Origin of the sequence: Gordonia alkanivorans, assembly GCF_004011905.1 — a bacterium.
Taxonomy (GTDB): domain Bacteria; phylum Actinomycetota; class Actinomycetes; order Mycobacteriales; family Mycobacteriaceae; genus Gordonia; species Gordonia alkanivorans.
The window spans coordinates 4,265,082-4,284,365 of record NZ_CP027114.1 but is presented as its reverse complement, the minus strand read 5'-3'; the positions used below and the strand labels follow the sequence as shown (position 1 = coordinate 4,284,365).

Here is a 19,284-nt window from a genome sequence, read left to right as displayed (position 1 = left end):
CTTGGCACGCCTTTTCGGTACCGACGGCGTCCGAGGCCTGGCCAACGCCGAGCTCACTCCCGAGCTCGCGTTGCGCCTGGCCTCGGCCGCCGCGGTCGTTTTCTCAGACATTTCCACCGGCGCCGGGAGCGAAGCGAGCGGCCCGGATGATTCGGTTGCCACACGCCGTCCGCGTGCGGTGGTGGGTCGTGACCCGCGTGCTTCCGGCGAGATGCTGGAAGCCGCCGTGTGTGCGGGACTCGCCGCGACCGGCGTCGACGCCATCCGCGTCGGCACCGTGCCCACCCCGGCGGTCGCGTTCCTCACCGCGGACTACCGCGCCGACTTCGGCGTGATGATCTCCGCGTCGCACAATCCCATGCCGGACAACGGCATCAAGTTCTTCTCCGCCGGCGGGCACAAGCTCGACGACGAGATCGAGGACCGCATCGAAGCGGCGATGGACGACGATTTCGTCCGGCCCATCGGTGCCGCGGTCGGTCGCGTCCTCGATGCACCGGACGCCGGGGACCGCTACCGCCGTCACCTGGCGCAGGCCATCGACGAGCGTCTCGACGGTCTGACGGTGGTCGTCGACTGCGCACACGGTGCCGCGTCGCAACTCGCGCCGCTGGCCTACGCCGACGCAGGTGCCAACGTCATCACGATCCACGCCGATCCCGACGGTCTGAACATCAACGCCGACTGCGGGTCGACCCACATGGACAAGCTGCAGGCGGCCGTCCTCGAGCACGGCGCCGATCTCGGTCTCGCGCACGACGGCGACGCCGACCGTTGTCTGGCAGTGGATTCCACCGGTCAGATCGTCGACGGCGACGCCATCATGGCGATCCTGGCGACGTCGCTCGCCGACAAGGGGCGTCTGCACGAGAACGTCCTCGTCGCCACCGTGATGAGCAACCTCGGTCTGCACATCGCGATGCGCGAGGCGGGGATCACGGTGCGCACGACCGCTGTCGGCGACCGCTATGTGGTCGAGGAACTGCGTCGTGGCGGGTATTCCCTCGGTGGCGAGCAGTCCGGCCACATCGTGGTCCCGGGTTCGGGAACCACCGGTGACGGCATCCTCACCGGCCTGATGATCATGGCCCGCATGGCGGCCACGTCGTCGCGTCTGGCCGACCTCGCCGGCATCGTGACGGTGCTGCCGCAGGAGCTCATCAACGTCCGCGTCGCCGACAAGCATGCGGTCGCGGAGTCGCAGACGGTCAAGCAGGCGGTGGTCGACGCCGAGGCCGAACTGGGAGACTCCGGTCGGGTTCTGTTGCGTCCCTCGGGAACCGAGCAACTTGTTCGCGTCATGGTGGAGGCCGGCACGGCGGAGCAGGCGGGCGCGGTCGCCCGTGGCCTCGCCGACGTCGTCGCGGCTGCCGGCGCATGACCCCGGGTGAGACGAACACGGCGCGGGCGGTCCTCTTCGACTTCTCCGGCACCCTGTTCCGCTTCGAGGCGCGCGACGACTGGTTCGTCGATCTCCTCGACGACGCCGGTGAGTCGTTCACCCCGGAACGCCAGGCAGACATCATCCGCCGGATGGTTGCGCCGGTCGGCCTGCCCGAAGGTGTCGAGGGCGACGACCGAACTGCCTGGGAGCGAAGGGATCTCGACCCGGAACTGCATCGGGTCGGGTATCTTGCCCTGCTGCGTACGGTCGGCTTGAGCAATGCCGGTCACGCCAACGCGCTCTACGACCGGGTCCTCGACCCGGACTCGTGGGTGCCCTTCGCCGACACCGTCGAGGTGCTGACGCGCCTGGCCGGCGCCGGGATCCCGATCGGCATCGTCAGCAACATCGCCTTCGATCTGCGCAAAGTCCTTGCGCTGCACGGCATCGACCACCTCGTCGACGCCTACGCGCTCTCCTATGAGGTCGGCGCGATCAAACCCGACCCGCGCATCTTCCGCGCCGCACTCGACCCGATCGGTGTGCCGGCCGGCGACGTGCTGATGGTCGGGGACAGCGACAAGGCCGACGGCGGTGCCCGTACGCTCGGATGTTCCTTCGCGTTGGTGCACGACGTGCCGTCGGCCGATCGCCCGACCGCGCTGCTCGATGCCGTGACGGCTCACGGCATCGAACTGCGCGCCTGAGATCTCCTCTCAGAAGTTCCCCTTGGCGGCCCAGCCGCCGTCGACCGGGTAGATCTCGCCGGTCAGGAAGTCGCCCTCACGCATCAGGTAGGCGACCATCGACGCGATCTCCGACGGACGCCCGAGCCGACGCACGATGTGGGCGTTGGCATTCGCCTGCCGCATCTCCTCGGTGATGTCGGCCAGGATCGGGGTGTCGATGGTGCCCGGCGCAATGGCGTTGATCAGGATGTTCTGCGGTCCGTACTCGTAGGCCGCCTGCTTGGTGAGACCCACGACGCCGCCCTTGGCCGCCGAGTACGACGCCAGGTTCGGCAGACCCCGCAGCGCGGCCATCGACGAGATGTTCACGATGCGGCCGCCGCCGCCCGCGATCATGCCCGGGATGACCGCCCGCATGCCGAGCCACACACCCTTGAGGTCGGTGCCGACGACGTGATCCCACGCTTCCTCGGTGAGGCCGACGACGGTGTCCTCGCTGATCATGTTGACGACGCCGGCGACGTTGGCCAGGCAGTCGATCGACCCGCGGGAGGCGGTGATCTGCTCCACGGCGGCCGACCAGTCATCGGCTACGCGGACGTCAAGACGAATCGCTTCTGCGGAGCCGCCCGCTTCGGCGATCTCCTTGAGGGTGACCTCACAGTCCTGGATGTCGGCGGCGACGACGTGGGCGCCGTCGGCTGCGAGGCGGATGGCGGTGGCCTGACCGATGCCCTGTGCCGCGCCGGTGACGATCGCGGTTTTTCCGTTGAGAGACATGTGTGTTCGCTTTCTGGTGAGGGGACGGGACGGGTGAATGCGGCTGGTGTCAGGGCTGCTCGGCAAGGAGGTCGGCGAACCGACGCTGTGCGGCCTCGCGGCGGGTGGGGATGTGCTCGGTGGGGCGGTCGTCGGCCGGCCGCGAGTACCCCTTCAGATACTGGCGGGCGACGCTGTCGCGGTGGACCTCGTCGGGGCCGTCGTAGAGGCGGGCGGCGCGGGCGGCCCGGTACATCGACTCCAGCGGCAGGTCCGCGCTGTACCCGAGTGAGCCGTGCACCTGGAGCGCGCGGTCGATGACGTCGTGCAGGATCTTGGCGCCGAAGAACTTGATGAGCGCGATGTCCTTGCGGGCGGCCGCCGTGCCCTCCTCGTCGATGCGCCAGGCCGCGTGCAGAGTCATGAGTCGCAGGGCCTGGATCTCGGCCGCGGAGTCGGCGATGAAGTTGCGGACCGTCTGCTTGTCGGCGAGGACCGATCCGTGGGCGTACCGGTAGGTGGCGCGTTCGCACATCATGTCGAAGGCGCGGCTCGCCTGGCCGATCCAGCGCATGCAGTGGTGAATTCGGCCGGGGCCCAGGCGCTTCTGCGCGATCAGGAAGCCGTCGCCCCGGTTGCCCAGCAGTGCCGAGTCGTCGACCCGGACATCGCGCAACACGACCTCGCAGTGCGAGCCGTAGGTGTACGGGCGCGGGCGGGGGTTCTCGACCGAACCGATGTCGCGGACCACGTCGAGACCCGGGGCGTCGATGGGGATGATGAACTGCGATGTGCGACGGTGGCGTTCGGCGTCGGGATCGGTGACAGCGACGACGATCATGAAGTCGGCGGTGGCCGCGTTGCTGATGAACCACTTGTGGCCGTTGAGAACCCACTCGTCCCCGTCCCGGACCGCGGTGGTCGTGAGGTTGGTGGGATCGGCGCCGGCGTTGTCGGGTTCGGTCAGCGCGAACGACGAGTAGTACTCGCCGGCGAGCAGCGGCTCGAGCCACCGCTTCCTCTGCTCGTCGGTGCCGACCGCGGCGAGGATCTCGCAGTTTCCGGAATCCGGTGCCTGGCAACCGAACACGAGCGGTCCGTACGGGGTGGAACCCAGGATCTCCTGCATCAGGCCGAGCTTCACCTGGCCGTATCCCTGTCCGCCGAGTTCGGGATCGAGGTGGGCGGCCCACAGGTCGTTGGCCTTGACCTCTTCCTGCAGCGGGGCGATCGCCTTGCGCAGCTGGTCCCAGTCGAGGTCGAGGGTCTCGAGCGGGAAGACCTCGGTGCGGACGAAGTCCTTCATCCAGTCGAGCTTCTTCTGGAAGTCGGGTTCCGTGGAGAAATCCCAGGCCATGGTGGTGTGCTCCGTTTCTGTGGGGGTCTGACGAGAAGGGGATCGTGGTCCGATCCGGGGGAGGGGCTGTGTCAGGAGCCGGCGATGATCTCGCGGGCGCGCACGAAGAGGCCGTCGGCGTAGCGATGCAGTCGCTCGCCGACCTTGCGGGGTGCCTTGCCGTCGCAGGAGCGGGCATAGGTGCCCTCGAGGATGATGCCGAGCTTGAAACTCGCGAGAACGGTGTACCAGTCGAGCGCGTCGAGGTTCCTCTCGGAGCGCTCGGCATAGCGGGCGATGACCGCGGATCGGTTCGGTAGATCGCCGGCCTGGCCGAGCGCGCTCTCGTAGAGGTCCGGCTGCCGCGGGTCATCGGGCCAGATGGCCAGCAACACACCGAGATCGAGCAGTGGGTCGCCGACCGTCGCCATCTCCCAGTCGACGATGGCCGCGACGTCGGGGGTGCGGTGATCGTAGAGGACGTTGGCCACGTGGTAGTCGCCGTGCAGCAGACCGGGCCGGAAATCAGCGGGGCGGTGGTCGTCGAGCCAGCCGGCGATCCGGTCGAGGTCGGGGAACGTCCCGCCCGGGTATCCCGGTGTGGCGGCGTACCGTTCGTGTTCGGCGAGCCACCGCGGCACCTGCCGTTCGAGGAAGCCGTCCGGTTTGCCGAAGTCGTCGAGGCCGATGGCGGAGTGGTCGACGGCCGCCAGCCCGGCGAGCGCGTCGACGAGGGCGTAACCCATCGCCTCGCGTCCCTCGGCGGTCGCGGCGTAGGCGGCCGGCAGGCTGTCGGCCGCGTTGAACCCCTGCACGGGCTCCATCAGGAAGAAGGTGGCCCCCAGAACGTCGGTGTCGGTGGTGCCGGCGACGAATCGGGGGTGTGCGACGTCGGTGGAGCTCAGCGCGGACAGCAGCGTCATCTCGCGTGCGATCGCGGCGTTCGATTGCGGGCGCAGGTGTCGGGGACCGCGCCGGAGCACGTAGTCCCGTCCGCCGCGGCTGACGATCACCATGATGTTCTGGGTGCCGCCGTGCAGCGGTCGGAGGTCGATGCCGTCCCCACCGGGCAGGCCCTCGTCGTCCATCCACGCCGCGAGTGCCGCGGTGTCCACCGGGATCTCCTCGGTGTCGACCCGGATCTGATCGGGGGCGGGGCGGTCGGGGATCGTGCTGCGGGCCATGAGATGAACCTATGGCGTGTCCGCCCCGGGGAGAACCGTCGTCCTGCGAGCCCGTTGGAGGAATCTCCAATGGGTGTCGTCGCAGGTCACTGACCTGCGAGGTCGAGGACCTGGAAGGCCATCTTCGCCGACAGCAGGCAGTCCAGCGACGTCGGATCGCGTCGTGCGATCTCCTTGATCCGTCCGAGGCGGTACCGGATGGTGTTCTCGTGGACGTCCAGTGCCGTCGCGGTGGCCTGGACCTTGCCGTCGGCGGCCACGAAGGCCCGCCACGTGGCGAGGAGCGTGCCATCGTCGTGCTGTCGGACGGGCGCGACGAAGGAATGCGCGAAGTGCAGGGCCTCCTTGACGTGACCGCTGGACACGATCACCCGGAACAGGCCGAGTTCGTCGAGGGTCATCACCCGCTCGTCCCACCCGAACGACTTTGCCACCGAACCCATCTCGCGTAGGTCGCGATGGGCGTGCGGATAGTCGACGGGGGTGCGGCAGATGCCGGAGATGAGGGTCGCGCCGAGAGAGAGGTCACCGGAGAGCCGCTCGCGGATCGTCGACACGTGGTCGCGGACGCTCCCGACCTCGTCGAGGTCGTCGGACTCCAGGCGGACCATCACGATGACCGCCCCGGGCAGCCGGACGGCCGGCGGCGGCGAGATGGACATGACCGAGGCGAAGGTACGGGTGACCAGCGACTGGATCGCCGACGCCGTCAGCCGGTCGGTCGCGTCGTCCACGGTGAACCGAACCAGGACATGGGGATTGGTGAGGTCGATGCCGAACTGCGGGCCACGCCGGACCAGGTGTTCCTTGTCGCGGCTGTTGCGCAGCAGGTCCGACAGATAGTCGTCGCGCGCCTGACCCTCGGTCTCGATCTGCCGGCGCTCGGAGAGCATCTGCAGCGCCAGGACGGTCGCGCCGCGTTCGGCGATGTTCGCGTCGAGGGCCTCGAGGCTGCGGCCCACCTCGACGATGCCGAGGAAACCGGTCTGCCTGCCCTCGATCACCAGGCGGCACATGAGATGCCGGCGACCGAGCCCGACCGCGAGCTGCGCGGGGACGATCGCCGACGGGGTACTGACGGACAGTTCGGCGAGAGCCTGGCGCACCGAGGTGGTGGCCCGCACCTTCTCGCTCATCACCGGGGGAGCGGTCAGCTTGAGCGCCTCCGGCGCGGCCCAGGCGAGCACGTCGAACGAGTTGTTGTAGAGAACCACAGGCTTGGCCGACAGCTCCGACAGGAGTTCGACGACGCGGTGGATGTTGGCGCCCTCGAGCACCGCGCTGGTCAGGCGGTGGTGGACGTCGGCGAGGTAGGCCAGGGTGGCGTTGTTGCGCGCGATCTCGGCGGCCTGACCACGCAGGCGGGTGTTGAGCATCGCCTGGCTGATGAACAGGGCAGAGAGGCGCGCGAACAGTTCGGCCACCTCGATGTCCTCGGGGGTGAACTCGTGTTCGCGGCCGCGGCTGTCGACGAAGATCAGCCCGATCACCGCGCCGTCGAAGGTGAGCGGGACGCCGAGCATCGCGCGGACGTCCCAGTGCGTCATCGTCCGGCGGTGGGGACGCGGGTCGTTGAGGGCGTCGGCGATGACGACGGGCGCGCGGGTGTTGATGACCTCCTGGCTGAAGAGGTCGCCGTCGAAGCCGGAGATCTGCCTCTTCACGGCCTCGGTGATGTCGCCGGCGTCCTCGCAGAAGCCCGCCGCACCGCGATAGCTGCCGTTGGCGTGCCGCAGGTACACCGAGCAGCGGGTGACGCCGAGGAGTGCGCAGAGCTTCTGGCCCACCAGGCTGAGGAGATCCTCGAGCTTGGTGTCGGTGATGGCCTCGGTGGTGATCTCGGCGAAGGCCGCGATGACATCGCGTTCGCGGCCGGTGGCACGTGCCGACCCGCCCTCGGAGTCGAGACCGGTATCGACTCCTCGCTCCGCGATGGATGTCATCGGCACGGCCTCCTCACCGACAGATCATGATGAACCTCACAGTAGCAATGTCGTGTGAGGTGATTCATGCACCTGTCGTCCCGGTCGGCGCCTCTCGCACGACGGTGTCGCCCGACAGCACGTGGCCCATCCGCTCCTTCTTGGTGCGGAGGTACCGGACGTTGTGGGGGGTGGAGACGGTCGGCAGGCCGACGCGCCCGACGATGTCGAGGTCGTGGCCACCGAGTCCGCCGTACTTCGCGGGGTTGTTGGTGATCAGGCGGACGCGGCGGATGCCCAGGTCTTTCAGGATCGCGGCGCCGGTGCCGTAGGTGCGCGAATCCACCGGGAGTCCGAGTGCGGTGTTGGCGTCGACGGTGTCGAGGCCCTGCTCCTGGAGTGCATAGGCGCGGATCTTGTGACCGAGTCCGATCCCGCGGCCCTCGTGTCCGCGCAGGTAGACGACCGCTCCGCAGCCCTCCGCCGCGATGGCCGACAGCGCCTGCTCGAGTTGCGCTCCGCAGTCGCAGCGCAGCGACCCGACGATGTCGCCGGTCAGGCATTCGCTGTGCACGCGGACCAGCGCGCCCTCGGCGGTGGCCCCGGCGGCGGCCACGTCGCCCATGACGAGGGCGAGGTGTTCGGTGTCGTCGATGTCCGAGCGGTAGGCGACCGCACGAAAATCGCCGAACAGGGTCGGCATCGCCGCGGTGGCCATCTGGTGGACGAACGAACCGGCGGCGGTCCGGTGGGCCACGAGGTCGGCGATCCGCAGCACGGGCAGTCCGTGATGTTCGGCGAACGCGAGGAGGTCGTCGCCACGCCGCATCGACCCGTCGTCGGCGATGATCTCACCGATGACCCCGACCTCGCCGGCACCGGCCAGGGTGACCAGGTCGACGGCGGCCTCGGTGTGACCGGCGCGGGTGAGGACCCCGCCGTCACGCGCCTGCAGCGGGAAGACGTGTCCGGGGCGACGCAGTTCGCCGGCCGCGGTGCCGTCGGAGGCGAGGGCCCGGACGGTCAGGGCTCGGTCATGCGCGGAGACCCCGGTGCCGGCGTCCTTGTGGTCCACGGTGACGGTGAAGGCGGTGCCGTGCGCGTCCCGGTTGTCCTCGACCATCTGCGGCAGCTCGAGCCGGCGGGCTCGGTCGGCGGTCATGGGGGCACAGATGATGCCGGTGGTGTGGCGGATCAGGAACGCCATCTGTTCGTCGGTGATCGACGACGCCGAGCAGATGAGGTCGCCCTCGTTCTCGCGGTCGTCGTCGTCGACCACGACGACGAAACCGCCTGCGGCAACGGCCGCGACCGCGCGGGCGACAGCCTGGGTCGACGCCTCCGTCGCGATGGGCGTCGGGGCGTCGGGATCCTGGGGGAGGGGCGTCGTGTTCATCGGGCGACCTCGAATGCTCGGTGGGTGCCGAACACCCGGTCGTGGTAGGTGAGGGGTGCGGTGGAGGTGACGCCGGTCTCGACGATGTTGCCCAGTGCGACAACATGATCGCCGCCGTCGACCAGGGATGCGGTGGTGCAGCCCAGCCAGCCTGCGGCACCATCGAGGCGGGGGAGCTGCGCGGAGTCCGACCAGTCGACCCCGTCGAACTTGTCGGCGCCCTTGCGGGCGAACCGCATCGCGACGTCGGCCTGATCGTGGGCGAGCACGTTCACACCGAATCGTCCGGTGCGGCGGATGATCGCGAGGAGGTCGGAGCCGCGGTCGAGGGAGACCAGGATCATCGGCGGTCCCATCGACAGCGACGTGAACGCGCTGACCGTGGTGCCGTGCGGTCGCTGGTCGTCGAAGGCCGTGATGACCGCGACGGGCGTGCAGACCTTGGCCATGACCTCACGGAACTCGAGGGCCACCTGGTCGAGAACGGTTTCGTTCACCGATCCTCCTGCATGATCTGGGGGTTGGAGTCGCTGCGGCGCCGGGGAAGGGGCCGGCGCCGCAGCGATGTCGTTCGGCGGATCAGACCGCCGCGGGCGCCTTGGCCTTCATCTTGTGGACCTCGGGGACGACCTTCTCGCCGAAGAGCTTCAGGCTCTTCTCGGCCTCGTCGAAGGGCAGACCGCCGAAGGCGAAGGCCGCGTTGGGGAGGAAGTCGCCGATGAGCTCGTGGCGGTAGGCGTACTTCTCGACACACTGTTCGGGCGTGCCGTAGATGTTCGCCTCGACGTAGGCATCGGCCGCGGCCTCCATGCCGGCCTCGCGGATCATGTCCGCACCCGCCTGGTAGGTCTCGTAGCCCTTGGTCTCACGCCAGTGCTTGCCGGCGAAGTCGTAGTGCTTGATGACCGACAGGAAGTAGCGGTTGATGTGCTCGTAGGCCAGTCGGCGGGCTTCCTCTTCGTCCTCGTGACAGATGACGAAGTCCTGGATGACCGGCGGGCCGGGCTCGACGCCCTGGGCGTCGCGGAACATCTGCTTCCAGCCGTTGATGGCCTCGGCGTGCTGCTCGAACGGGAACTGCATGAAGGTCATCATCTGGACGCCGAGGTCGGCGACCACCGGAACCGAGTCGGGCGACATCGCCGCGGCGAAAAGCCGACCGTCCCATGAGGTGTTCGGGTTCGGGGCCGGTCGCAGCGCGATCTCCTTCTGCGGGTACATCGGGCCGTCGCCGGACACGACGCCCGTGCGGAGGCCGCGCAGCACCATCTCGGCGGCTTCGTTGAAGCGCGGGCGGGCCTCGTCCATCGGGATGCCGAAGGCCTCGTACTCCATCTTCGCCAGGCCGCGGCCCATGCCGAGAAGCACACGGCCACCGGACATCTGGTCCAGCATGATGGCCTTCTCCACGACGCGCAGCGGATCGTTCCACGGCAGGATGGTAGCGCCGATGCCGAGCTTGACCTTCGAGGTGCGGCCGGCGAGGTAGGACAGGATCGCGAAGTTGTCCGGGCACATCGAGTAGTCGTCGAAGTGGTGCTCCGCCGACCAGACCGAGTCGAAACCGGCCTTCTCGGCCAGTACGCCGAGCTCGAGGTCGCGCAGGAAGACCTCTTCGTCGCTCACGTTCTCGTGGTAGTTCTGGAAGACGAGAAGTACGCCGACATCCATTGCATTGACTCCTTGGTTCAGTTGGGTTGGAGATTGAGGGGATTGGAGAATCAGGGGACGGGGGTGTTGGGAACTCCGAGGAGGAGTTCTCAGCCGAGGAAGACCGCGCGGGTGTGCTCGGTGTCCAGGAACTCCTTGACCTCGTGGATCTTTCCGTCGCGGACCACGAAGACGAAGTGGTAGAGGTTGTTGTAGACCTTGCCGTTGTTCATCTCCGAGTACGACTCGGTCTCGACCGCCACGCGTTCTCCCTCGGCGGTGAAGGCGAGCGGGGTGAGCGCGATGGCGCCGGTCTTGGTGGTGGCGGAGAGGCCGGCCAGCATTGCGCCGAATTCCTCTTTGTTCTTGGTTCCGGAGATACCGTCGATCTCTCCGCCCACCCACCAGGTGGCCGTCGGCGCCAGGAAGGACAGGATGGCGTCCACGTCGCCGCGGGAGAACACCTCCATGAACTCCGCGACCAGAGCCTTGTTCTGCTGCTCCGTGCTGACGCTCGCTGTACTGGTTGACACCGATTGGCCTCCTTCTGACCGTCACCCTCCGAGGAAGGCGAGAAACTGTGTGCAACAACGACGTTATGGGTCGGTGTGGCGTGAGTCACCCTCGTGTTTCGCGCCTCTTGTGGGTTGTCACAACCGGGCCGAGGCGGCCCGGCCCCACGTCACCGGCCGCCGCCGCTGAAGGTGTTCATCAGTCCACCGTCGACGGGCACGATCGCGCCGTACATGTAGGTGGACAGTGCGACATCGACGATGACCTGCGCGATCTCCTCCGGCCGGCCGGTCCGCCCGGCGGGGATGGACGAGACGATGCGTGCCCGAGCCCGGTCGCTGAGTCCGGAGGTCATGTCGGTATCCACAAAACCGGGGATGACCAGGTTGACCCGGATGTCGCGCGGGGCGAGTTCCGCGGCGAGGACCTGCGTCAGACCGCTGAGACCGGCCTTCGCCGAGCCGTAGGCGACGTCGCCCGGGAATCCCCGAAAGCCGACCACCGCACCGACATTCACGATCGACGAACCCGGTTCGAGGATCGGGACCGTGGCCTTGCACATCTCGAAGGCGCCGGTGAGGTTGGTGGTCAGCACAAGATCCCAGTCCTCGCGACTCAGATCGTCGACCCGTCCACCGCGGTGCACGCCGGCGACGTTGATCAGGCCGTGGGCGCCGCCGTACTCCTCCTTGACGGTGGCCAGTGCGCGGGCCACCGACGAGGAGTCGGTGATGTCGGTCTTCAGTTCCAGGACCTGCTCCGCGCCGGCGAACGGCGTGGTCGCCACGCCGCGTGCCAGGGACACGACGGAATCGCCTCGGGCCGTGATCTTCTCGACGACCGCCCGGCCGATGCCGCGCGATCCGCCGGTGACGATCCAGACCCGGGGTTGGGCGCTCATGACTTCAGGAAACCGGTCAGTTCGGCGAGGTAGCGGTCCCGGTCCTCGAGGAACGGGGCATGACCGCAGGCGTCGAACGGGACGAGACGAGCACGGGAGTTGAGTTCGAGGACGGCCTCGGCCCCGGCGAACGGGACGAAGGCGTCGTCCCGGCCGTGCAGGAGCAGGATCGGGATGTCGAGTCCGCCCAGCTCCTTGCGCAGGTCGGTACGGGCGAGGTCGCGCAGCGAGTCGTCCCCGGCCGGACCCATCTCCAGGAACATCCCCCAGATCCAATCCAGGACATCCGAACTCGGGGGAGTCGCGCACACCGCGCCGGCCACGCCGCGGAAGGTGTCGGCGCGGTTGGCGGCGGCACCGGCGAGGACTCCCTCGACGTCTTCGGAAGAGCCGCCGTAGGGCCAGTCGTCGGTCGCGGTGTAGCGCGGCGACGCGCCACCGGTCAGGACCAGGCCGCCGGCACGCGAGCCGAGGGACGCCGCGGCGGCCGTGGCGACGGCTCCGCCGAGAGACCAACCGTTGATGACGGGAGAGGTCAGGCCGAGATGCTCGACCACCTTGACCACGTCTTCGGCCAGGGCCGCGATCGAGACGTCTTCGAAGTCCTTGTCGGAGCGGCCACATGCGCGCAGATCGACGAGCACGACCTCGTGACCCGCGGCCTTGAGCGCGGGGGCGGTGGTGTCCCAGCAGCGGGTGTTGGCGCCCCAGCCGTGGATCAGCACGATGGGACGCGCGTCCCCGCGGTGGTGCTCGAAGTAGATCCGGCGATCGTTCTCAACCGCGAGATAGCTCATGGACTTCTCCTTCATCGTCGAACTCGATTTCGAAATATTTGTCGGTCTGGGTGGGTTCCTCGTGCCGAAGGGCACGGGGGACGAGTGGTGGGGCGTCGGCGAAACGCGGGATGACGTGCTCGGCGAGGAGCTCCATCGACCGCACGACGTCGTCGTGGGGCATCCCGCCGAACCGCATCCAGCAGATGAGATGGTCGAGACCCGTTTCCTCGCGCAGGATCTCGATCTCGCGGATGAGTCCGTCGGGGTCGCCGACGTAACAGATGCCGCCCTCGCGCAGGCCGGTCAGCGACATCGCGCCCTCGGCCGCGGCCTCCGCCAAGGCCGCGTAGCGCTCGTAGCCCGCCGGGGTCGCGGCACCCTGCGGCACGGCGGACATGACGTTGTCGAAGTACCACTCGAGACTCGGCCGGGCCCGGCGGACGGCCTGCTCGTCGTCCTCGGCGAGATGGATCTGCCAGTTCATCGGGAAGTCGAGGGAGAGGGGATCGCGGCCGCGGTGCATCAGCGTGCGCTTGGCGTTGACGACGAAGCCGTTGAGCTCGGGCAGGGTCATCAGCGTCGGCGTCACGAGCATGTTGTGTCCGTGGTCGGCGACCAGGTCGAACGTCTCGGGACTGATCGACGCCACATAGATCGGAGGCGTCGGCTGCTGGAGTGGTGCCGGCCGGCAGTCCACGCTGTCGATGTGGAAGTGCCTGCCGTGGAACGTGTACGGCTCGCCGACCGCTTTGGTCCACAGTCCGGTGACGATCTGGAACGCCTCGTCGAAGACCTCACGGCTGACGTCCTGCTTGTCGGCGACACCCATCGCACGGAACTCGTGGGGCTGGTAGCCGCGTCCGACACCGAAGTCGAGCCGGCCGCCGGAGATCACGTCGACCATCGCGAAGTCCTCGGCGATCCGGACCGGCCAGGCGAGCGTCAGATTGCTGACCGCGATACCGATGCGCATCCGGGAGGTGCGGGCCGCGATGGCCGCCGCCGCGACCTGCGGCGACGGCATCGAACCGTAGGCGCTGCCGTGGTGTTCGGCGAGCCAGACCCCGTCGAAGCCGAGACGCTCGGCGATCTCGACCTGCGAGAGCATCTCCTCGTAGGCCCGCCGAAAGTCCCGGTCCGGACTCTCCAACACGTAGAACAGGCTGAACTTCACACTGTCGACGTTAGGAATCGGCGTGCGTCACGGGAACGGGAGAATCCGCGGCGGTTGTGGGTTCCCACAAGTCGGGTGTACCGGCCGCCTGTTCGCGGAGTCGCCGTTTGTCGAGTTTTCCGACGCTGGTCCGCGGGAGGGCATCGACGGCGACGATCAATTCGGGCACCCACCAGCGCGGGACGCGGTCGGCGAGCTCGGCCTTCACCGCCTCCACGTCGAGGCCCTCGTCGCCGACGACGTACGCGACAGGACGCTCCTGCCAGCGCGGATGCGGAACGGAGACCACCGCTGCCTGATGGACGGCGGGGTGTTCGATCAGCGCCTCCTCCAGCGCGACAGAGCTGATCCACTCGCCACCGGACTTGATGAGGTCCTTGGTGCGGTCGACGATCGTCAGGTAACCGTGTTCGTCGACGACGCCGATGTCGCCTGTGCGCAACCAGCCGTCGTCGAACTTGTCCGGATGATCGGCACGGTAGTAGCCGGTGGCGACCCACGGGCCACGGATCAGGATCTCGCCGCGACTGATCCCGTCGTGGGGCATGACCCGGCCGTCCTCGTCGACGAGTTTCCACTGCAGACCCGGCAGGAGCCGCCCCTGTTTCCGGATGTACGCCCAGCGGCGTTCCGGGTCGTCGTCGGTGGATGCCGGGGGACGGGAGAACGTCGCCATCGGCGAGATCTCGGTCATGCCCCAGCCCTGGAACACCGGGATGCCGAGTGCCTCGAGGTCGCGGATCAGGCCGAGGGTCGGCGTCGAACCGCCCAGGACCAGCGCGCGGAGACTGCTCAGGTCGGTACCCGCGGTCTGGGCGTGGGCGAGCAGGTCCACCGCCACCGTCGGCACCATCCCGGTGTAGGTCACCCGCTCGGCGGCGATGATGCCGGCGATCTGCGCGGGTGTGGGATGTGGTCCGGGCAGGATCTGCGACGCCCCGGACATCAAGGCCGCGAACGGGACTCCCCACGCGTTGGCGTGGAACATCGGGACCACCAGCAGGGCGCGGTCGCGTTCGGAGATCGCGTGCCCGTCGGCCAGGCAGGCCGCCATGGTGTGCAGGTACAGGGACTTGTGGGAATATCCAACGCCCTTCGGCGCTCCCGTCGTACCCGACGTGTAGCAGAGGACGGCCAGATCGTCGTCCGCGCGGGCGACCGGTGCCGCGATCGGTTCCGCCGAGGCGACCATCGAGTCGAGAGTCGTTCCCGCCGGCGCGCCCTGGTCGTCGGTGTCGATCGGGATCACCGGCATGCCCGGACGGCGTTCGCGGGCGGTGGACAGCAGGTGATCCAGCGACGGATCGGCGAAGATCATCGCATCGTCGGCGTGGTCGACGATGTAGGCGATCTCGTCGGGGGAGAGCCGGATGTTGATCGTGTGCAGCACCGCTCCGGCGAGCGGCACCGCGAGGTACAGCTCCAGGTGCCGCCGATGGTTCCAGGCCAGCGTGCCGACCCGGTCGCCCGGCCGGATGCCGCTCGCGACGAGGGCCGACGCGAGCCGCAGGACCCGGTCGGCATAGTCCCGGTACGTGTACCGGAGGACCTCGGCGCCGTCGACGTGATCGACGATCTCCTTGTCGGCGAACATGTCTCGTGCCCGGTACAGGAAGTCGGTGATCAGCAGCGGGTGGGCCGACGGACCGTGGTTCATGCAGGGACCTCCACGGACGATCGCGCGGCCAGACGGGCCCGGACCTCCGGAACGACCTTGCCGGCGAGGAGCTCGATGCGAGCGCTGCCGCTGTCGATGGACTCACCGGGCAGCTGCGCCCAGAAGTGCACGTCCTCGATCTGCGGGGTGGCGGTCAGCAACGCGGTGAGCTCGTCGACAGCGGTGGGCGGATCCCAGAGGGTGAACCAGCCGGCGTCGACGAGCTGGCCGGGCTCGGTGAACTGCGGGATGGGACCGAACGCGCCCATCTCGATGTACTTGTTGATCTGGTAGAGCGCGTGGGTGCCGATACGCGACCATTCCCGTTCGGGATCGTCGGCGATGATCGTCCACTGCCCGGCAAAGATCCGGCCCTCGTCACGGGACCGGCCGAGTCGTTCGAGCGCGTCCAGGTACGACGCGTGGTGCGCGTTCTGGGTGCTGAGGAAGCCGTCGCCGATGCGGGCGGCCCGTTCGATGGCCGGGTCGGCCATTGCGCCGACCAGGAGGTCGGGCGTCGTCTCCGGGGTGGGAGTGACGGGCAGGGCGGGCTTGCGCAGGCGTTTGCCGTCGAACGGTTCGGCCGATCCGGACCAGCAGCGACGCACGATCTCCACGCCTTCCTCGAGCAGGCTCGGCCGGTTGATGAGGCGCCGTCCGAAAGCCTCGAACTCCGGTTCCCAGTATCCCTGCCCGACACCGAGCGAGAATCGTCCCCCGGTCAGCAGGGACAGCGTGGCCGAGTCCTCGGCGAGGCGGATCGGGTTGTGCAACGGCGACACGACGAGGTTGGTGCCGATCTTCATCGTCGTCGTCCGATCGCCGATCGCGGAGGCGAGCAGGAACGGCGACGGCGTGTAACCGTCCTCCATGAAGTGGTGCTCGGTCAGCCAGACCGAGTCGATCCCGATCGACTCCGCCCAGGTGATCTGGTCGAGTGTTGCGCGGTAGAAGTCGCCGAAACCGCGCGAGTTCCCGGGCGGATTGCGGAAGTCGTACCAGAGTCCGAAGTTGACGTCCGACGTACTCATTGCATGGTCCTTTCACCGACGGTGTGGTCGGTGTCACTCTCGGTGAAGAATGTGACGACGGGAAGGTGTCGCCGACCGGGTCGTTGTCGGAAATCCCAAGGACGCCGATCCCGGTTACCGGAAGGATGGAACCGAGATCGGCTCGTGCGCGTCCAAGTTGGCAGGTCGCCGGGCCGGGACGACGGCACTCCGGATGGGTACGATCAGGCATCGTCCGCGACCGGGAGGATCGGGGGCAGGGGATGAACGGGGGTGAGCAGATGGGCGGCGTCGAGCCGAACCGGATCGCGATGGACGTCGAGCAGGTGTCCGCGGTCTCGGTCTACTACCGGCGTTCGTCGCTGGTCCTCAACGCCGTCGCCGACGACCTCGCCGCGCACGACTTCGGCCGGTGGGCGCGCACCGATGCCGGCCCCGGCGCGGCGTCGTCGCTGGGGCCGTCCGCCGCGACCTACGCCGAGATGAGCGCCACGCTGTCCGCCCGCCTCCGGACGCAGTCGCAGGCCGCGGCCGTGCTCGCGCAGAACCTGCGCGACTCCGCGATCGCCATGGCCGACGGTGACGCGCGGGCCGCGAGCGAGATCGCGCGTCCGACACCGGGTTCCGGGGTGGCCGCGCAATGAGGAGGGGCCAGGATTCCCTGACCGCGTTGCGGACGGACGCGCAGGACGGCGCCGCGGCGCTGACCGGGCTGCTCGCGGCCGGGCGGCTGATGGGCGTACCCGTCCCCGACGACGCCTCGGTCCGTGCCGGCCTCCGAGCGGTGGACGACTTCGACATCACCGCGCTGTCGGCGGACAGCCGGGTTCTGGTCTCAGCCCACCGAGCCGTCGCCGAACAGCTGCATCACCTGCCCGAACAGCGGGTTCGGCTCGACGGCTGGCACGGCAGGTCCGCGTCACTCGCGATCGGCGCGGTCGTCGACCATCAGCGGCGCGCGGAATCCGACCTCTACCTTCTGCACACCGTCACCGACGCCACCTCCGCGGCCGCATCGGGGATCGACCGGTTGCTCCGCACCTTCTACCTCGCGATCGCCCGGCTGTCGGCGCCGAGCGCCGCGGGAACACCGCCGGCCGAGCTACCTCAGGCCGTGTTGACCGGGCTTGTCCCGCTCGACGTCGCGGTCGAGGACATCCGGTCGCGTGTCGAGCTGTTCACCACCTCGGTCGACGCAACGCTGCGCGGGATCGCCGGGATCCTCGACATCCTCAACCGGTCCCTCGACGGGATCGACGACGACCCCTATCCGGTCGAGTCGGCCCGTCCGCTACCGGTTCCGGCCGAGCCGCCTGCCGTGCCGACCGAGACGGTGCGGGCGGCGCCGGAATCCGGGGAGCAGCAGGAGGAACAGGAGCAGCAAGACATCCCGTTCCGGCTGAGCGGTTCGCCGGCCGTGGAAACCGAAGTCGCGCAGAGCGTCCCCGGAGTGGAAGCAGCCGGTGCCGTCGAGGGGAGGCCGGCGGCCGGTCCCGGCGGGGGAACGCCGACCCCGACCCACGTCGTCGCCGACACCCGCGGCGGCAGCACCCCATCGACCGATCCCGACACCGCCGCGACGCCCGAGCGGTCCGCGGGTGACCTGGCCCTGGCAGGTGACCAGTGAGCCTCGCCGACCAGATCGAGGCGCTCGCGCGCTCGGCCACCGCCGAGGTCGCCGACGCCTCGCACCGTTTCTCCGCTGCTCAGCGAGATCTCGACCTCGCGATGACCGAACATCGGCGCACCGCCGCGCAATCGGAGACCGACCGGCTGCGTGCCCAACTCGAGCACGAGGCCGACGCCGCCGATGCGCTGCCCGGCATCATGCTGCCCGCCGACATGGCCGACGCCAGTCCGCATCTGCCGCCACCGAACGCATAGGCTGTCTGCTGTGCCAGGCAAGAAGCGTTCGAAACCATCGCAGCCGCCCGCGAAGCTGATGGCCGCGCTCGGCCGTCGGGGGCCGCACCGAGTCCTGCGCGGCGATCTCGGGATCGTCGGTACACGCGGTGAGGTGTTCACCCCCGCGAGCGGGGAACGACTGCCCGCCATCGCCTTCGGCCACGGCTGGCTGTCCTCGCCGAGCCGCTACCGCGACCTGTGCCACCACCTGGCCTCGTGGGGCATCGTGGTGGCGATCCCGGCCGGTCAGCGGGGCGTACTGGTCTCCGACGATGCGATGGCCGCTCAGCTGCGCTCGGCGCTGTCGATCGTGACGCGGGTCCGGCTGGGCTTCGGTGAGATCACCGTCGACCCGGCCAAGGTGGGTTTCGCCGGTCACGGGTTCGGGGCGTCGGCGGCGATCATCGCCGCGTCGGAGGGCATCCTGCACGGTCAGCCGCAGCCGGAGGTCCGAGGAGTGGCCGCGCTGTTCCCGGCGCCGACCACCGCCGGACTCCTGCCCGCCGCACGTAGCGTCAGCGCACCCGGTCTCATCGTCTCCGCGATCGGCGAACTCGACACGATCGACGGCAACGCACTCCCGCTCGCCCAGGCGTACGGCGCCGACCACACCTCGGACGACGAGCGTCGTGTGGTGCTGCGCACGCCGCCCGGCGCGACGTCGCGCGGCCTCGTCGAGCACCGGACGATCGGTGCGCTGTGGGGGAGCAACGGCGCGGACAAGAAGACGCACACCGCCGTGCGTGCTCTGACCACCGGTTTCCTGCTGCACACGCTCACGCAGGACGCCGAGTACCAGGCGTTCTCCGACCCCGACACCGTTCTCGGCAAGGTGCCGGCCGTCGACCTCGACGACCCGCCGGAGGTGCAGGACCGCATCGCCAAACTGCTCGGCGCCAAGGAACGCAAGCGTCGTCGAGCAGCGTCTCCGGTACCCGCCGCGGCACCGAATGTCGTGGTCCCCAAGACCCTGGAGTGACGCCCCGCACGGTGGCACGTCGTTCGTCAGCGCGCGGGCGCGTCGT

Annotated in this window: 19 protein-coding genes; 6 read left to right on the top strand and 13 right to left on the bottom strand. The window is 68.9% G+C overall.

Annotation, left to right across the window (positions count from 1 at the left end):
- The first annotated feature begins 1 nt into the window (after position 1).
- On the top strand, positions 2 to 1,381 hold the full coding sequence (glmM, locus tag C5O27_RS19430) for a phosphoglucosamine mutase (RefSeq protein WP_006357743.1): 1,380 nt from the start codon (positions 2 to 4) through the stop codon (positions 1,379 to 1,381).
- Positions 1,378 to 2,091, top strand: a complete 714-nt coding sequence (locus C5O27_RS19425; protein WP_006357744.1) for an HAD family hydrolase — start codon at positions 1,378 to 1,380, stop codon at positions 2,089 to 2,091. Before glmM ends, C5O27_RS19425 begins: the two co-directional genes overlap by 4 nt.
- A gap of 9 nt (positions 2,092 to 2,100) precedes the next feature.
- Here the strand turns inward: C5O27_RS19425 and C5O27_RS19420 are convergent, their stop codons facing one another.
- The 13 genes from C5O27_RS19420 to C5O27_RS19360 all read right to left on the bottom strand — a co-directional run bounded on the left by C5O27_RS19420 (position 2,101) and on the right by C5O27_RS19360 (position 16,375).
- Complete coding sequence (locus tag C5O27_RS19420; RefSeq protein WP_006357745.1) at positions 2,101 to 2,853, bottom strand: SDR family NAD(P)-dependent oxidoreductase; 753 nt, start codon at positions 2,851 to 2,853, stop codon at positions 2,101 to 2,103.
- A 49-nt stretch (positions 2,854 to 2,902) separates the two neighbouring features.
- On the bottom strand, positions 2,903 to 4,189 hold the full coding sequence (locus C5O27_RS19415) for an acyl-CoA dehydrogenase family protein (protein ID WP_127963426.1): 1,287 nt from the start codon (positions 4,187 to 4,189) through the stop codon (positions 2,903 to 2,905).
- A 71-nt stretch (positions 4,190 to 4,260) separates the two neighbouring features.
- A complete protein-coding gene (locus C5O27_RS19410) occupies positions 4,261 to 5,352 on the bottom strand; it encodes a phosphotransferase family protein (RefSeq protein WP_127963425.1) in 1,092 nt (363 codons plus the stop codon).
- An 86-nt stretch (positions 5,353 to 5,438) separates the two neighbouring features.
- Complete coding sequence (locus tag C5O27_RS19405) at positions 5,439 to 7,295, bottom strand: GAF domain-containing protein (protein WP_127963424.1); 1,857 nt, start codon at positions 7,293 to 7,295, stop codon at positions 5,439 to 5,441.
- A 64-nt stretch (positions 7,296 to 7,359) separates the two neighbouring features.
- Positions 7,360 to 8,670, bottom strand: a complete 1,311-nt coding sequence (locus C5O27_RS19400; protein WP_006357749.1) for a bifunctional 3,4-dihydroxy-2-butanone-4-phosphate synthase/GTP cyclohydrolase II — start codon at positions 8,668 to 8,670, stop codon at positions 7,360 to 7,362.
- Entirely contained in the window at positions 8,667 to 9,167 is a 501-nt protein-coding gene (locus tag C5O27_RS19395; protein WP_006357750.1) for a flavin reductase family protein, read from the bottom strand. The genes C5O27_RS19400 and C5O27_RS19395 overlap by 4 nt, the downstream gene beginning before the upstream one ends.
- A gap of 82 nt (positions 9,168 to 9,249) precedes the next feature.
- Positions 9,250 to 10,341 (bottom strand): LLM class flavin-dependent oxidoreductase, encoded by a 1,092-nt coding sequence (locus C5O27_RS19390; protein WP_006357751.1) that lies wholly within the window; start codon positions 10,339 to 10,341, stop codon positions 9,250 to 9,252.
- A gap of 89 nt (positions 10,342 to 10,430) precedes the next feature.
- Positions 10,431 to 10,853, bottom strand: a complete 423-nt coding sequence (locus tag C5O27_RS19385; protein ID WP_005195822.1) for a nuclear transport factor 2 family protein — start codon at positions 10,851 to 10,853, stop codon at positions 10,431 to 10,433.
- Between the two features lie 149 nt (positions 10,854 to 11,002).
- Positions 11,003 to 11,734, bottom strand: a complete 732-nt coding sequence (locus C5O27_RS19380; protein ID WP_127963423.1) for an SDR family oxidoreductase — start codon at positions 11,732 to 11,734, stop codon at positions 11,003 to 11,005.
- The gene (locus C5O27_RS19375; RefSeq protein ID WP_127963422.1) at positions 11,731 to 12,531 is read right to left on the bottom strand and encodes an alpha/beta fold hydrolase; all 801 of its coding nucleotides are present in this window, start codon (positions 12,529 to 12,531) and stop codon (positions 11,731 to 11,733) included. Before C5O27_RS19375 ends, C5O27_RS19380 begins: the two co-directional genes overlap by 4 nt.
- Positions 12,512 to 13,687, bottom strand: coding sequence for an LLM class flavin-dependent oxidoreductase (locus C5O27_RS19370; protein WP_127963421.1), 1,176 nt, complete (start codon positions 13,685 to 13,687; stop codon positions 12,512 to 12,514). The genes C5O27_RS19375 and C5O27_RS19370 overlap by 20 nt, the downstream gene beginning before the upstream one ends.
- A gap of 10 nt (positions 13,688 to 13,697) precedes the next feature.
- On the bottom strand, positions 13,698 to 15,344 hold the full coding sequence (locus tag C5O27_RS19365; protein WP_127963420.1) for a long-chain fatty acid--CoA ligase: 1,647 nt from the start codon (positions 15,342 to 15,344) through the stop codon (positions 13,698 to 13,700).
- Positions 15,341 to 16,375: an LLM class flavin-dependent oxidoreductase gene (locus tag C5O27_RS19360; RefSeq protein WP_127963419.1), complete on the bottom strand. Its 1,035-nt coding sequence runs from the start codon at positions 16,373 to 16,375 to the stop codon at positions 15,341 to 15,343. Before C5O27_RS19360 ends, C5O27_RS19365 begins: the two co-directional genes overlap by 4 nt.
- A gap of 260 nt (positions 16,376 to 16,635) precedes the next feature.
- Between C5O27_RS19360 and C5O27_RS19355 the strand changes: the two genes are divergently transcribed.
- Genes C5O27_RS19355 through C5O27_RS19340 form a run of 4 tightly spaced genes read left to right on the top strand, consistent with a single transcriptional unit; the run spans position 16,636 to position 19,238 of the window.
- The gene (locus C5O27_RS19355) at positions 16,636 to 16,998 is read left to right on the top strand and encodes a hypothetical protein (RefSeq protein WP_006357757.1); all 363 of its coding nucleotides are present in this window, start codon (positions 16,636 to 16,638) and stop codon (positions 16,996 to 16,998) included.
- The gene (locus C5O27_RS19350) at positions 16,995 to 17,981 is read left to right on the top strand and encodes a hypothetical protein (protein ID WP_127963418.1); all 987 of its coding nucleotides are present in this window, start codon (positions 16,995 to 16,997) and stop codon (positions 17,979 to 17,981) included. The genes C5O27_RS19355 and C5O27_RS19350 overlap by 4 nt, the downstream gene beginning before the upstream one ends.
- Positions 17,978 to 18,238: a hypothetical protein gene (locus C5O27_RS19345; RefSeq protein ID WP_006357759.1), complete on the top strand. Its 261-nt coding sequence runs from the start codon at positions 17,978 to 17,980 to the stop codon at positions 18,236 to 18,238. Before C5O27_RS19350 ends, C5O27_RS19345 begins: the two co-directional genes overlap by 4 nt.
- A gap of 10 nt (positions 18,239 to 18,248) precedes the next feature.
- Positions 18,249 to 19,238, top strand: a complete 990-nt coding sequence (locus C5O27_RS19340) for a dienelactone hydrolase family protein (protein WP_006357760.1) — start codon at positions 18,249 to 18,251, stop codon at positions 19,236 to 19,238.
- Positions 19,239 to 19,284 lie beyond the last annotated feature (46 nt).